The following is a 14,372-nucleotide window of genomic DNA, read 5'->3' as shown; positions in this document are numbered from 1 at the left end:
CAGTACATCGGTCGGCATCCTCTCTGTCCGGTGTGCATCGGTACGCGTCCAGGGTGCGGTGTCGACCGGTGGCGGGACGGTGATCACGATCATCTCCGTACATCGGCGTACATCGACTAACATCCGCTGTGGAGCGGGTCGCCGCACGGCGGTTCGCCACAGTGACGTCTGACCGGTGAAGGTCGTGAGAGTCGCGATGGTGCACGGAGTGGACACGCGGCCGCCCGACCGGCTGGTGCGCGACGCCGCCGGGGCGCGGACAGTGGACGACCTCGCCGCGTTGCTGCGGGCGCTGCGGCGGCGGCACGCCCGCCGCGAGGGTCAGCGGGTGCTGTCCTACCGGGTGCTGGCCACCCGCGCCGGCTGGTCGCACACGGCGGTGGCGGAGTACCTCACCGGGAAGACGCTGCCGCCGACGGACCGGTTCGACGTGCTGGTCGGGTTGCTCGGCGCCAGTCCGGTCGAGCGGGGTGTGCTGGCCAGCGCCCGGGACCGGGTCGACGAGCGGCGTCGCGTCACCGTGCCGACGGACCCGGCGGTCGTGCCGGCCGACCCGGTCGTCCGGGCGGTGCCCCGGCAGTTGCCACCGGCGCTCGGGCACTTCAGCGGCCGCCGGGCGGAGTTGGCGCAGCTCGCCCGGCTCGCGCCGGCCACCGATCCGGCGCGGCAGATCACCCCGGCGGGTACGGTCCGGATCGTGGCGGTCAGCGGCACCGCCGGGGTCGGCAAGACGACCCTCGTCGTGCAGTGGGCGCACCAGGTCGCCGACCGGTTCCCCGACGGACAGCTCTACCTGAACCTGCGCGGCTTCGACCCGGACGGTTCGGTGACCGAGCCGGCCACCGCGCTGCGGCTGCTGCTCGACGCGCTCGGCGTACCGCCGGCCCAGGTGCCGACCGACCTGCGCACCACGTTGGCCGGTCGTCGGCTGCTGATCGTGCTGGACAACGCCCGTGACAGCGCTCACGTACGGATGCTGCTGCCCAGCTCGCCGCAGTGCCTGGTCGTGGTGACCAGCCGCAACCAGCTCACCGGCCTGATCGCCGCGCACGGTGCCCAGCCGTTGACCCTCGACCTGCTGCACCCGGCGGATGCGGCGGAGCTGTTGCGGCGGCGGGTCGGCCAGCGGCGGTGCGCCGCCGAACCGGCGGCGGTGGACGAGATCGTCGCCCGGTGCGCCGGCCTGCCGTTGGCGTTGGCGGTGGTCGCGGCGCGTGCCGTCATCGCACCGCAGATGCCGTTGGCGGCGCTCGCCACCGAGCTGCGGGTCGCCCGGCACCGCCTCGACGCGCTGGCACCGGACGACCCGCAGCTCGGGGTACGCGCCGTCTTCTCCTGGTCCTACCAGGCGCTGAGCCCGTCGGCGGCGCAGCTGTTCCGGCTGCTCGGCATCCACCCCGGTCCGACCGTGTCGGCCCCGGCGGCGGCGAGTCTCGCCGGGCTGCCGGTGACGCGGGTACGGCCGCTGCTGGCCGAGCTGGTCCGGGCGAATCTGTTGAACGCGTACCCCGGTGGGCGTTACGGTCTGCACGACCTGCTGCGGGTCTACGCTGCGGAACAGGCCCGGGAGCTGGAGCCCGGGTCGGCGTGTGACGCGGCCCTGCGCCGGCTGGTCGACCACTACGTCCGCAGCGCGTACCAGGCCGACCAGACCCTGCAGCCGAACCCGGCGCCGACGGTGCCCGGTGCGGCCCGCCCCGGTGTCGTCACCGAGATTCCGACGGACAGCCAGGCGGCGCTGACCTGGTTCGCCGCCGAGCACACCGTGCTGGAGGCGGTGTTCGACGCGGCCGTCGCCGCCGGGCTGGGAGCCGAAGCGCTGCATCTGACCCAGGTGACGTACACCTATCTGGACCGACGCGGGCACTGGTCGGCGTTGACCGTCCTGCAGCGGTCCGCCTTGCAGCTGGCCCGGCGGGTCGGCGACGTCGCCGCGGAGGCGGTTGCGCACCGCCACCTTGCCCGTGCGTACACCCGGACCAGCCGGTACGCCGAGGCCGACGGGCACCTCGGTGCCGCCTTGGAGCTGGAGCGGGGCCGGGGTGACCTGGCCCGGCAGGGGCTCACCCACCTGAACCTGTCGTTGCTGCGGGAGAGACAGGAACGTCATCGCGACGCGTTGGCACACGGGCGGACGGCGTACGAGTTCTACGCGGCGGCCGGTGACCGACGGGGGGAGGGCAAGGCGCTCAACGTGGTCGGCTGGCAGCACGCCCGGCTCGGCGAGTACGCCGAGACGCTGAACTGTTGCGGTCGGGCGTTGCAGCTGCTGCGCGAGCTCGGGGACGGACCCGGGCAGGCGAGCACCTGGCACAGCCTGGGGTACGCGTACCAGCATCTCGGTGACCCGGACGAGGCCGCCGTCTGCTACCAGGAGGCGCTGGAGCTGTTCCGTCGGCTCGGTGACCGGCACCTGGAGGCGCTGGTGCTGAGCAGCCTGGGCGAGGTCGGGTCCGACACCGGGGATCTGGCGGCGGCCGAGGCGTGTTGGGGCGCGGCGGTGCGCATCCTGGACAGTCTGCGGCATCCCGACGCCGAGCCGGTCCGTGCCCAGCTGAACGGGTTGACGGGCCGGGGTTGACGCGGCGCCGGGCCGGTGCAAACATCAGAGCCCGACGTTTGCGCAAACATCACCTGGCTGCGGTCGATGTTTGCGCAAACATCGGCTCGTCGGCTCCGCAACCCCTCAGCTATCGAAGGTTGGACGTGTTGACCGCACCGCAGGCGCGACCCCGCCGGCTGCCGCGTCGGCGCTCGCTGGCCGGCTGGCAGTTCGTCGCGCCGTTCATGCTGGTCTTCGCGCTCGTCTTCATCGCGCCGATCGGCTACGCGATCCACCTCAGCCTCTACCGACGGCAACTGATCGGCGGCAACTCCTTCGTCGGGCTGGACAACTACCAGCGGGCGCTGACCGACCCCCAGTTCTGGTCGGCGCTCGGCCGGGTGGCCGCCTTCCTCGCCGTCCAGGTGCCGATCATGCTGTTCCTCGCGCTGCTGGTAGCGCTGGCCATCGACAGCGGCCGGCTGTACGGCAGGAGCTTCTTCCGGGTAGCGGTCTTCCTGCCGTACGCGGTCCCGGCCGTCGTCGCCACCCTGATGTGGGGCTTCATGTACGGCACCCGGTTCGGGCTGGTCGGCAACATCAACGACGCGCTCGGCGTGACGCTGCCCGACCCGCTGCACCCCGACCTGGTGCTGCTGTCCATCGGCAACATCGTCACCTGGGAGTTCGTCGGCTACAACATGGTCATCTTCTATTCGGCGCTGCGCGTGGTGCCGACCTCGCTGTACGAGGCGGCCGAGGTCGACGGCGCCGGTCAGCTGCGGGTCATCCGCGCCATCAAACTGCCGGCCATCCGGGGGGCGCTGGTCATCGCCACCATCTTCTCCATCATCGGCAGCTTCCAGCTGTTCAACGAACCGAGCATCCTGCAGCACCTGGCACCCAACGCGATCACCACCTACTTCACCCCCAACCTGTACGCGTACTCGCTGTCGTTCTCCGGGCAGCAGTACAACTACTCGGCCACCGTCGCCATCGTGATGGGCCTGGTGACCATGGCGATCGCGTACCTCGTCCAGCTGCGCGGCATCCGGGAGGAACGTTGACTTCCTCCCCGATGCGCCGGCCCGGCCCCACCCGGGTGCGTCGGCCCGGCCGCAGTCTGACCCTGACCGCGCTGACCGGGATCGTCCTCGTCTACAGCCTCGTCCCGCTGATCTGGCTGCTGGTCAACGCCACCAAATCGCAGCAGGGTCTGTTCTCCTCGTTCGGGCTGTGGTTCGCCGGCGACTTCGCGCTGTGGGACAACGTCGTCGAGACGCTGCGCTACGACGACGGGATCTTCCTCCGCTGGCTGGGCAACACCCTGCTGTACGTGCTCGCCGGTGCCGGCGGCGCCACCCTGCTCGCCACCCTCGGCGGATACGGCCTGGCCAAGTTCGACTTCGTCGGCCGCCGGGCGGTCTTCGCGATCGTCATCGGCGCGGTCGCCGTACCCGGCACCGCACTGGCCGTGCCGACCTTCCTGATGTTCAGCCGTCTCGGGCTGACCAACACCCCGTGGGCGGTGATCATCCCGTCGCTGATCACGCCGTTCGGGCTCTACCTGATGTGGGTCTTCGCCGCCGAGGCGATCCCCGACGAACTGCTGGAGGCGGCGCGGTGCGACGGGGCGAGCGAGATGCGCACCCTGTTCCAGATCTGCCTGCCGTTGCTGGCTCCCGGCATCGTCACGGTGCTGCTGTTCAGCATGGTCGCCACCTGGAACAACTACTTCCTGCCGCTGATCATGCTGAAGGACCCGGACTGGTACCCGCTGACCCTCGGCCTGGACGCCTGGAACGCGCAGGCCGCCACCGCCGGCGGCCAGCCGGTCTTCCACCTGGTCATCACCGGTTCGCTGCTGACCATCCTGCCGCTGCTGGCGGCCTTTCTGCTCCTGCAGCGCTACTGGCAGTCGGGGCTGGCCGCCGGCGGCGTCAAGGAGTGACCACCCATCACCGAAGGGACACCCCATGAACGGCACCATTTCGCGGGCGGTCGCGGTCGCCGCGGCGGCCACCCTGGCGCTGGCCGGCTGCGGCTCCGGCGACGACCCGACCGACGCCGCCGGTGACGAGCAGATCTCCGCCGCCGACGTACGGGCCGCCCTGCAGGCCGGCGGCGAGTTGACCGTCTGGGCCTGGGAGCCGACCCTCGCCGAGGTCGTCACCGGCTTCCAGGCCGCCTACCCCAACGTCACCGTGGAGCTGGTCAACGCCGGCACCGGCGACGACCAGTACACCGCCCTGCAGAACGCGATCGCCGCCGGTGACGGGCTGCCCGACGTCGCCCAGATCGAGTACTACGCGCTGCCGCAGTTCGCCCTCGCCGGATCGGTCACCGACCTCACCGGCTACGGCGCCGGCGACCTGGCCGACACCTTCACCCCCGGACCCTGGTCGTCGGTGAACACCGGCGGCGGCGTCCACGGCCTGCCGATGGACTCCGGCCCGATGGCGCTGTTCTACAACCAGGAGGTCTTCGACGAGCACGGCATCGACGTGCCGGCCACCTGGGCGGAGTACGTCGACGCCGCCCGCGACCTGCACCGGGCCGACCCGCAGGTGTACATCACCAACGACGTCGGCGACGCCGGCTTCACCACCAGCCTGATCTGGCAGTCCGGCGGTCAGCCGTTCCAGGTCGACGGCACCGAGGTGAGCATCGACTTCACCGATGACGGCTCGGCCCGGTTCGCCGACACCTGGCAGCAACTGATCAGTGAGGACCTGCTCGCCCCGGTCAGCTCGTGGAGCGACCAGTGGTACCAGGGGCTGGCCGACGGGACCATCGCCAGCCTCGCCACCGGCGCCTGGATGCCGGCCAACCTGATCTCCGGCGTCGCCGACGGTGCCGGCAAGTGGCGGGTCGCCCCGCTGCCGCAGTGGGACGCCGGCGGCACCGCCAGCGCCGAGAACGGCGGCAGCTCGCTGGCGGTCCCGTCGGCCGCGGCGAACAGGGCCCTCGCGTACGGCTTCATCGAGTACGCCAACGCTGGCGACGGGGTGCAGATCCGGGTCGACGGCGGCGCCTTCCCGGCCACCACCGCGCAGCTGCAGTCGCCGGAGTTCCTCGGTGCCGAGTTCGCGTACTTCGGCGGGCAGCGGGCCAACGAGATCTTCGCCGAGTCGGCCGGCGACGTCGTCGACGGCTGGTCCTACCTTCCGTTCCAGGTGTACGCCAACAGCGTGTTCAACGACACCGTCGGGCAGGCGTACGTGTCGGACACCCCGCTGACCGACGCGCTGACCGCCTGGCGGGACACCTGTGTCAGCTACGGCACCGACCAGGGCTTCACCGTCAGCTGACCCGGCGCAGCCCGGCACCGCCGCGACGGCCGGTGCCGGGCCAGCGCACCCACCCCCTCAGGAGCGAGGAGACGTACGTGGCGTTCGGTGACGACTACCGCTGGCTGCGCTGGCCGGGCAACGGCGGCCCCCGGATCGGCTACGGGGCCGACTACAACCCCGAGCAGTGGCCCCGGTCGGTCTGGGACGACGACGTGGCGGCGATGCGCGCCGCCGGGGTGAACATCGTCTCGCTGGCCATCTTCTCCTGGGCGCGGCTGCAGCCCGGCCCGGACGAGTTCGACTTCGTCTGGCTCGACGACGTGGTGGACCTGCTGCACGCCAACGGCATCGCCGTCGATCTGGCCACCGCGACCGCTTCGCCGCCGCCGTGGCTGACCACCGCCCACCCGCAGATCCTGCCGGTCGACCGGCACGGCGCCACCGTCTGGCCCGGTGCCCGGCAACACTGGCGGCCCACCTCGCCGATCTTCCGGGCGTACGCGTTGCGTCTGGTCCGGGCGATCGCCGAGCGCTACCGTGACCACCCGGCGCTGGCCGCCTGGCACGTCTCCAACGAACTCGGCTGCCACAACGTCTACGACTTCTCCGACGACGCCGCCGCCGCGTTCCGGACCTGGCTGCGGGACCGCTACGGCGACATCGACACGCTCAACCACGCCTGGGGTACGGCGTTCTGGTCGCAGCGCTACACCGACTTCGCCCAGATCCTGCCGCCCCGGCAGGCCGCCTCCTACCCGAACCCGACCCAGCAGCTGGACTTCAAGCGGTTCTCCTCCGACGCGCTGCGCGCGCATCTGCGCGCCGAACGCGACGTGCTGCGCGAGGTCACCCCGGACGTGCCGGTCACCACCAACTTCATGGTGATGGGGGAGTCGTCCGGGATGAACTACGCCGACTGGGCGGGTGAGGTCGACTTCGTCGCCAACGACCACTACGTGCACCCGGGTCCGCAGGCCCTCGACGAACTGTCCTTCTCGGCGAACCTGACCGGCAACCTGGCCGGCGGACGGCCGTGGTTCCTGATGGAGCACTCGACCAGCGCCGTCAACTGGCAGCCGGTGAACCTGCCCAAACGCGCCGGGGAACTGGCCCGTGACTCGTTGACCCATGTGGCGCACGGCGCCGACGCGGTCTGCTTCTTCCAGTGGCGCCAGTCGGCGGCCGGGGCGGAGAAGTACCACTCGGCGATGCTGCCGCACGCCGGGGCCGACAGCGACCTGTTCCGTTCGGTCGCCGCGCTCGGCCGTACGCTGTCCGACCTGGCCGGTGTCGCCGGCACCGGGCGCACGCCGGCACCGGCGGCGATCCTGTTCGACTGGGAGTCGTGGTGGGCCTGCGAGCAGGACTCCCATCCGACGTCGCGGCTGCGCTACAAGCAGGAGGCGCTCGACTGGTACTCGGCGTTCCTCGCGCTCGGCATCCGGGCCGACGTGCTGCCGGTCGCCGCCGACCTCTCCGGGTACCGCCTGGTGGTCGCCCCGATCCTGCATCTGGTGCCGGCGGCGCTCGCCGACCGGCTGCGCGGTCACGTCGCCGCTGGCGGCCACCTGGTGACCACCTACTTCTCCGGCATCGTCGACGAGCACGACCACATCTGGCTCGGCGGCTACCCGGGGGCGCTGCGGGACCTGCTCGGGATTCGGATCGAGGAGTTCGGCCCGTTGCCCGACGGCGCACAGGTGCTGCTGGACACCGGTGCGTCCGGCCAGCTGTGGACCGACCGTGTCACGGTGACCGATCCGCAGGTCGAGGTGCTGGCGTCCTACCGCACCGGCGAGTACGCCGGCCGGCCGGCGGTCACCCGCCGTACGGTCGGTGCCGGTTCCGCCGGCTACGTCTCCACCCGGCTCGGGGTGTCCGATCTGGCCGGTGTGCTGGCGGGGTTCGCGGCGGCCGCCGGGGTGACCAGCGACCTGCCGCAGCGGCTGCGCGGCCGGGTCGAGTCGGCCGTCCGGGGCGAGCACTGGTTCCTGATCAACCGGACCGACGAGCCGGTGTCGTTGGCCGACGTGGCGGGCGTACCGCTGGTCGGGCCGGCCGAGACGTTGCCGGCCCGGGGGGTCTCGGTACGGGCGGTGCCGACGGCGCACTGACCGGCCGTGGGATCCGGTCAGCGTGCCGTCGGCACCGCTGGGTCAGCGTGCCGTCGGCGGGGCGGCGGTACTGGCCCGGACCACCAGGCGGGTCGGCACCAGGGTGGTGCCGGTCTGCGCGGTGCCGGTGCGCACCTGGTGCAGCACCGCCTCCACGCAGCGCCGGCCGACCTCGGCGAAGTCCTGGTGGACGGTGGTCAGCGGCGGGATGAACGACCCGGCCTCGGCGATGTCGTCGAAGCCCACCACGCTGACGTCACGCGGCACCACCCGGCCGCGTTCGTGCATGGCCCGCAGCACCCCGAGCGCCATCTGGTCGTTGGCGACGAAGATCGCGGTGCAGTCCGGTTCGTCGGCCAGTTCGAGGCCGGCCCGGTAGCCGGCCTCGGCCGACCAGTCGCCGCGGCGCAGCGCCGGCACCAGCCGGCCGGCCTGCGACAAGGTGGTACGCCAGGCGGCCGCGCGCCGTTCGCCGGCGTACGACTCGGGCGGACCGGCGACGTGCCACACCGTACGGTGGCCGAGGTCGAGCAGGTGCCGGACGGCCTGCCGGGCGCCGTCGGCCTGGTTGGTGTCGACCACCCGGTAGCGGTCGCCGGCGTCGGAGTCGACCACGACGAGGTGCACGTCGGGAGGCAGCAGCACGGTGCTGGCGTCGAGCAGGTGCACCTCCATGATCACGATGACCGCGTCGACGGCGAGTTCACCGAGCCGGGTGAAGGCGCCGAGCACCCGGTCCTGGGTGGGAGCGGCGACCGGGATCAGCGTGATCACGTAACCCTCGGCCGCGGCGTGGGTGGCGATCGCCTCCACGGTGTGGCTGTTGCCGGTGGTGGACAGGGTGAAGGTGATCACGCCGATGGTGCGGAACTCGCCGTACTTGAGTGCCCGGGCGGCGCTGTTGGGTCGGTAGCCGAGCTGCTGCATCGCGGCGACGACCTGCTGGCGGGTGCTGGGGACGACACCGGGATGCCCGGTGGACACCCGGGAGACGGTCTGGGTGGAGACCCCGGCAAGCCGGGCCACGTCGGCCATCGACACCCGGCGTCGGCGACGCCCCGGCGGGTCGGGTGCGGTCGAGCTCAACGGGCGTCGACTCCTTTCTCTTCGGGCGTCGTCGACGCCTCGGCGCCGGGCGCGCCGGTAGCCGCGCTGACACTAGCAGTGCTCGCCGTGTTTGCGTAAACATGCCGAGTCCCAGGGGCGCCGACACACCCGCGCGCCGGGGATGATGGTCGGATGCTGCCCACCCCTCGCGCCCTGCTGCTCGACTTCGGCGGAGTCCTCGTCGACGCCCCGTCGATGTCACCGCAGCCGACCCACCTGGTCGACCGGCTTCGCGCACTCGTCGGCGACGCGTTGTCCGCCGAACGGATCACCCGGTCACTGATCGACGGGCAGCGCGAGTACGCCGCCTGGCGGGACCGGATCGGCGAGCAGGACCGCCCCCGGGAGTACGGCCACGAACAAGTTTGGCGGGAGTTCATCACACCCGGCTGGCCGGCCCCGGCCCGCGACGCGGTGCTGCGCGAGGCGACCGCGTTGAGCTACGCGTGGACCCGGCGTGCGGACTGGGCGGTACGCCCCGGTATCCGTACCGCGTTGGACGTCGCCGCCGACGCCGGTCTGCCGCTGGCGATCGTCAGCAACACGTTGTGCGGTGCCGCGCACCGCGACTTCCTGGACGTCGTCGATCTCGGCGACCGGTTCGCCGTGCAGATCTACAGCGACGAGGCCGGGGTGCGTAAACCCAACCCTGAGGTCGCCTGGCTCGCGGCGCGGGCACTCGGCGTACCGGTGGCGGACTGCTGGTTCGTCGGGGACAGCCCGGCCCGGGACATCCCGTGCGCCCGGCGGGCCGGCGCCGGTGCCGCGGTACTGATGGTCTCAGCCCGCACCGGTAGAGAACGCGGCCAGCCCGACGGGGTGCCGGACGTGACCGTCGACGATGGCCACGGGCTGCGGCGCCTGATCGAAACCGCGTTCGCGACCGGTTGACCTGGCTCGGCTTCCCGGGCGGCACTCGACCTGGCCGCCCAGGATGGACTCCGGCCGCCCCGCCGCGCGAACCGTTAGCGGCCTTCTGTGTCGAGCCGCGAATTGCCGGCGGAGGAGTGGTCGCAATGGCGCTCGTCTATTATGGAAAAGCGGCGACATTTTGGGCGAAACGGTGGCGCTTTGCCGTTTTTCCGTGCACAGTGTTCTCATGAGCGACAGCGGACCTGGTGGCGAGTACTTCTGGTGCCTCCGTCATCAGCGCGTGGAGTCCGGGGCGGACCTGTGTGCCGCCAAGTACCGGCTCGGTCCCTACACCTCAAAGGCCGAAGCTGAGCAGGCGCTGCAGCGGGTGTCGGAGCGCAACGAGGAGTGGGAGACCGAGGACGCCCGCTGGACCGGGGAGCAGGGCTAGGCCGGTCCGGCCCACCTGGGTCGGATTCCGGAGACTCCATTGTCTCCATGGGGGACAAATCCACTGAAAGTCCGCGAGGAGGAAAAAGCCATGGTTGCTGGCACCAAAGCCGCGACCCGTCCCGCCACCCGGCGGGCGTCGAGCACCGCCACCACGAAGACAGCGGCGGGTAAGACGAGCCCGGCGGCGCGCAAGACGAGTTCGGCGGCGAAGAAGACGTCCGCGCGGAAGGCGTCCGCGACGGCGAAGGCACCCGCCACGAAGAAGACCAGCCCGACCGCGCGCAAGACGAGCCCGACGGCGAAGAAGACAGCGGCCAAGAGGAGCAGCCCGGCGGCGAAGCGGACGACGACCACGGCGCGCAAGACCAGCCCGGCGGCGACGAAGACCAGCCCAGCGAGGAAGACCAGTCCGGCGAAGAGGACCGCGACCGCCGGCAAGAGCACGGCCGCGAAGAGCACGGCGACGACGAGCCCGACCAGGTCCACGCCGGCCAAGGGCACCACCGGCCGGGCCGGGAAGAAGGTCGCCGCCGCGACGAAACGCACCGCTGGCCGGGTGCAGCGGGCCACCTCACCGAGGAACGCCACCCCCGCCCAGCGGGGTACCGCCAAGAAGGCGGCGGCCACCCGCAAGACCGCGAAGAAGACCACCAAGAAGGCGGGGACCCAGACCGCCCGCAAGGCGGGCCGCTGACCCGGGGCGCACCGGCAACCGCACCGGCACACCGTGGCCGGCCGGCCGCCGCCGTACCACCGAAGCGTCCCGTGGCGGCCGGCTGCTAGGAATGGTCCGTGCCGTTGCCACGCCTGACCGCGCCCCGGATCGACTTCGGCGCGTTGCGCCGCGAGCTGGAACTGCCCACCGCGTTCCCGCCCGCGGCGCAACGCGAGGCGGCCGAGGCGGCGTCGCACGTACCGCCGCCGGAGGCCGACCTCACCGACGTCCCGTTCGTCACCCTCGACCCACCCGGGTCACGCGACCTGGACCAGGCGATGTGCCTGACCGACCGGCCCGGCGGCGGCTTCCGGATCCGGTACGCGATCGCCGACGTCGCCCGGTTCGTCACTGACGGCGGCCCGCTGCAGGCCGAGACCTGGCGCCCTGGACAGACCATCTACCTGCCCGACGGAACCATCCCGCTGCACCCGCCCAGCCTCAGCGAGAACGCCGCCAGTCTGCTCCGATGCCGTCCGACCGGCCGTCGTGTGGACGCTCGACCTGGCCGCCGACGGCGCGCTCGTCGACACCCGGCTGGAACGCGCCCGGGTCCGCAGCCGGGCACAGCTCGACTATCCGACCGTGCACGCCGCACTGGCCGCCGGCCGGCTCGCCGAACTCGCCGAGCCGATCGCCCGGCTGCCGCGCATCGGCGGGCTGCTGAGCGCGCGGGCGGCCGCGCGGGGCGCGGTCGCGCTCCCGCTGCCCGACCAGGACGTCGAACCAGCCGGCGACGGCTGGCGGCTGGTGCTGCGTCCACCGCTGCCGGTCGAGGAGCACAACGCCCAGATCTCGCTGCTCACCGGGATGGCCGCCGCCGACATCATGCTGCGGCCGGCGTCGGTCTGCTGCGTACCATGCCGGCACCGCAACCGGCGGCGGTGACCCGGCTGCGGGCGGCGGCCCGTGCCCTGGGCGTCTGGTGGCCGCCGGGCGCGGCCGTCGGTGAGGTCACCGCCGGAGTCGACGCGGCACAGCCGCGCGGCGCCGCGTTCCTGGACCACGCCGCCGAGCTGCTGCGCGGTGCCCGGTACACCGCGTTCGCCGGCCAGCCGCCGACGGAAGCCGGCCACGGCGGGGTCGGTGCCCCGTACGCGCACGTCACCGCGCCGTTGCGGCGGCTGGCCGACCGGTACGCCACGGAGGTCTGCCTGGCGGTGACCGCTGGCCGGGAGGTACCGCCGTCGGTCGCCGAGGCGCTGCCCCGGCTGCCGGAGGTGATGGCCGGGACCGACCGGACCGCCAGCGCGGCGGCCCGGGCCGCGATCGACCTGACCGAGGCGGTGCTGCTGACCAACCGGGTCGGTGCGGAGTTCGACGTCGCGGTACTGGATGCCGACCCGGGCACCGCGAAGCGGGCGCCGCGTGGCACCGTCGCCCTCGACGAGCCGGCGGTGATCGCCCGCTGCACCGGCGCTCCACCGGTCGGCGAGCGGGTCCGGGTCCGGCTGATCACCGCCGACCCGGCCAGCCGGCGGGTGATCTTCCGCTACCCGGCCGCCGAGCCCGAGCCGGTCCCCGCCGCGAACGGCGGCTGACCGCAGGTCGGAGCAGGTGGTGGCCGGTGCGGAACCGGGTGGTGGTCGACGTCACGGTCCGGTCCCGGGCAGCCGTCCGGTGGGTGAGGATAAGCGGATGGGATATGACGCCAGCACACTGCCCGACGTTTCCGGCCTGACGGTCGGCATCATCGGCGGCACCGGCGACCAGGGACGGGGCCTGGCGTACCGGCTCGCCCGCGCCGGCCAGCCGGTCCGCATCGGGTCCCGCGACGGTGCCCGGGCCGCCGCCGCCGCCGAGGAGATCGCCGCGCTGCCCGGGGTGGTGGCCGGGGTGATCAGCGGCGGCGGCAACGACGAGGTGGCCGGCGGGTCCGACCTGGTGATCGTCGCGGTGCCGTGGGACGGTCACGAGGCGACCGTCGCCGCGCTGCGCGACCCGCTCGCCGGCAAGATCGTGGTCGACTGCGTGAACCCGCTCGGCTTCGACAAGCAGGGCCCGTACCCGTTGCCGGTGGCGCAGGGCAGCGCCGCGCAGCAGGCCGCGGCGCTGCTGCCCGATTCGCGGGTCTGCGCCGCCTTCAACCACCTGAGCGCGCCGTTGCTGGCCGACCCGAAAATTGAGCGGATCGACCTGGACGTACTGATCTGCGCCGAGGACCGGGAGGCGGCGGCGGTCGTCGCCGCGCTCGCCGCCCGGATCCCGGACATGCGGGGAATCTACGCCGGTCGGTTGCGCAACGCGCACCAGATCGAGGCGTTCACCGCCAACCTGATCGCCATCAACCGCCGGTACAAGGCGCATTCCGGGGTACGGGTCACCGATCTGTGAGCTCCGCCCGGTCCCGGGGGTCTCGCGAACCGCCGGGACCGGACGGTGACGACGGTCGGTCAGAAAGTGTGCTCGGCGGTCGGGAACCGGCCGTCACGGACGTCGTCGGCGTACCGGCGGGTCGCGTCGGCGAGCACCCCGGCGAGGTCGGCGTAGGGCTTCACGAACCGTGGGGTCGGGCCGGACCGCATGCCGGACATGTCCTGCCAGACCAGCACCTGCGCGTCGGTCTCCGGGCCGGCACCGATGCCGATCGTCGGCACCGGCAGGTCGTGGGTGATCCGCTTGGCGACCACCCCCGGCACCATCTCCAGCACCACGGCGAACGCGCCGGCCTCGGCGACCGCGTGGGCGTCGGCGATCACCTCGTCGGCGGCGTCGCCGCGGCCCTGCACCCGGTAGCCGCCGATGGTGTGCTCCCGCTGCGGAGTGAAGCCGACGTGCGCCATCACCGGGATGCCGGCCCCGGTCAGCGCGGCGATCTGGTCGGCGACCCGCCGACCGCCTTCGAGTTTGACCGCGCCGCAGCCGCCTTCCTTCATGAACCGTACGGCGGTCCGCAGCGCCTGCGTCGGCCCCTCCTCGTAGGAGCCGAACGGCAGGTCACCGACGACCAGGGCACCCCGGGTGGCCCGGACCACGGCCCGGACCAGCGGCAGCAGTTCGTCGACGGTGACCGGCACGGTGGTCTCGTGGCCGAACACGTTGTTCGCCGCGGAGTCGCCGACCAGCAGCACCGGTATGCCGGCCTGGTCGAAGATCGCGGCGGTGTACTGGTCGTACGAGGTGAGCATCGCCCACCGTTCGCCGCGTTCCTTGGCGGCGATCAGGTCACGGGTGCGGACCCGGCGGCTGACCGGTCCGCCGTACAGCGCGACGGCCTCGGCCGGCGTGGCGGGCTCGGTGGGCGTGGCTGACTGGCTGGGCCCGGCGCCCGGCGTGGATCGGGACATCGTCGTCTC

11 protein-coding genes and 1 pseudogene are annotated in these 14,372 nt (G+C 72.5%); 9 read left to right on the top strand and 3 right to left on the bottom strand.

The window, feature by feature from the left end; genetic code table 11:
• The first annotated feature begins 184 nt into the window (after positions 1–184).
• The 5 genes from EDC02_RS16840 (at position 185) to EDC02_RS16820 (ending at position 7,949) form a co-directional block, all read left to right on the top strand.
• Positions 185–2,581 carry a tetratricopeptide repeat protein gene (locus EDC02_RS16840; RefSeq protein ID WP_148083487.1) on the top strand — a complete coding sequence of 799 codons (2,397 nt, stop codon included), beginning with the start codon at positions 185–187 and terminating at the stop codon, positions 2,579–2,581.
• 128 nt (positions 2,582–2,709) lie between these two features.
• Complete coding sequence (locus EDC02_RS16835; RefSeq protein ID WP_370461459.1) at positions 2,710–3,609, top strand: carbohydrate ABC transporter permease; 900 nt, start codon at positions 2,710–2,712, stop codon at positions 3,607–3,609.
• A gap of 11 nt (positions 3,610–3,620) precedes the next feature.
• Complete coding sequence (locus tag EDC02_RS16830; RefSeq protein WP_123602790.1) at positions 3,621–4,493, top strand: carbohydrate ABC transporter permease; 873 nt, start codon at positions 3,621–3,623, stop codon at positions 4,491–4,493.
• Positions 4,494–4,518: 25 nt separating this feature from the next.
• On the top strand, positions 4,519–5,853 hold the full coding sequence (locus EDC02_RS16825; protein WP_123602789.1) for an ABC transporter substrate-binding protein: 1,335 nt from the start codon (positions 4,519–4,521) through the stop codon (positions 5,851–5,853).
• Positions 5,854–5,930: 77 nt separating this feature from the next.
• On the top strand, positions 5,931–7,949 hold the full coding sequence (locus EDC02_RS16820; RefSeq protein WP_123602788.1) for a beta-galactosidase: 2,019 nt from the start codon (positions 5,931–5,933) through the stop codon (positions 7,947–7,949).
• A 42-nt stretch (positions 7,950–7,991) separates the two neighbouring features.
• Here the strand turns inward: EDC02_RS16820 and EDC02_RS16815 are convergent, their stop codons facing one another.
• On the bottom strand, positions 7,992–9,035 hold the full coding sequence (locus tag EDC02_RS16815) for a LacI family DNA-binding transcriptional regulator (protein WP_233605969.1): 1,044 nt from the start codon (positions 9,033–9,035) through the stop codon (positions 7,992–7,994).
• Positions 9,036–9,188: 153 nt separating this feature from the next.
• Here EDC02_RS16815 and EDC02_RS16810 point away from each other — a divergent pair, with 153 nt between their 5' ends.
• Both EDC02_RS16810 and EDC02_RS16805 read left to right on the top strand, forming a co-directional pair.
• Positions 9,189–9,947, top strand: coding sequence for an HAD family hydrolase (locus tag EDC02_RS16810; protein WP_123602787.1), 759 nt, complete (start codon positions 9,189–9,191; stop codon positions 9,945–9,947).
• A 208-nt stretch (positions 9,948–10,155) separates the two neighbouring features.
• Positions 10,156–10,359: an SPOR domain-containing protein gene (locus EDC02_RS16805; RefSeq protein WP_123604862.1), complete on the top strand. Its 204-nt coding sequence runs from the start codon at positions 10,156–10,158 to the stop codon at positions 10,357–10,359.
• Here the strand turns inward: EDC02_RS16805 and EDC02_RS16800 are convergent.
• Positions 10,356–10,988, bottom strand: coding sequence for a hypothetical protein (locus EDC02_RS16800; protein ID WP_148083486.1), 633 nt, complete (start codon positions 10,986–10,988; stop codon positions 10,356–10,358). The two genes, EDC02_RS16805 and EDC02_RS16800, sit on opposite strands and share 4 nt — an antisense overlap.
• A 165-nt stretch (positions 10,989–11,153) precedes the next feature.
• Between EDC02_RS16800 and EDC02_RS16795 the strand changes: the two are divergent.
• Positions 11,154–12,617 (top strand): annotated as a pseudogene (locus tag EDC02_RS16795) (RNB domain-containing ribonuclease).
• Positions 12,618–12,714: 97 nt separating this feature from the next.
• The gene (npdG, locus tag EDC02_RS16790) at positions 12,715–13,410 is read left to right on the top strand and encodes an NADPH-dependent F420 reductase (protein WP_123602785.1); all 696 of its coding nucleotides are present in this window, start codon (positions 12,715–12,717) and stop codon (positions 13,408–13,410) included.
• Between the two features lie 59 nt (positions 13,411–13,469).
• Here the strand turns inward: npdG and panB are convergent, their stop codons facing one another.
• Positions 13,470–14,363 (bottom strand): 3-methyl-2-oxobutanoate hydroxymethyltransferase, encoded by an 894-nt coding sequence (panB, locus tag EDC02_RS16785; RefSeq protein ID WP_123602784.1) that lies wholly within the window; start codon positions 14,361–14,363, stop codon positions 13,470–13,472.
• Positions 14,364–14,372: the final 9 nt, after the last annotated feature.

Source organism: Micromonospora sp. Llam0 (assembly GCF_003751085.1).
In the GTDB taxonomy this organism is placed as follows: domain Bacteria; phylum Actinomycetota; class Actinomycetes; order Mycobacteriales; family Micromonosporaceae; genus Micromonospora_E.
This window is presented reverse-complemented; position numbering and strand designations above follow the sequence as displayed.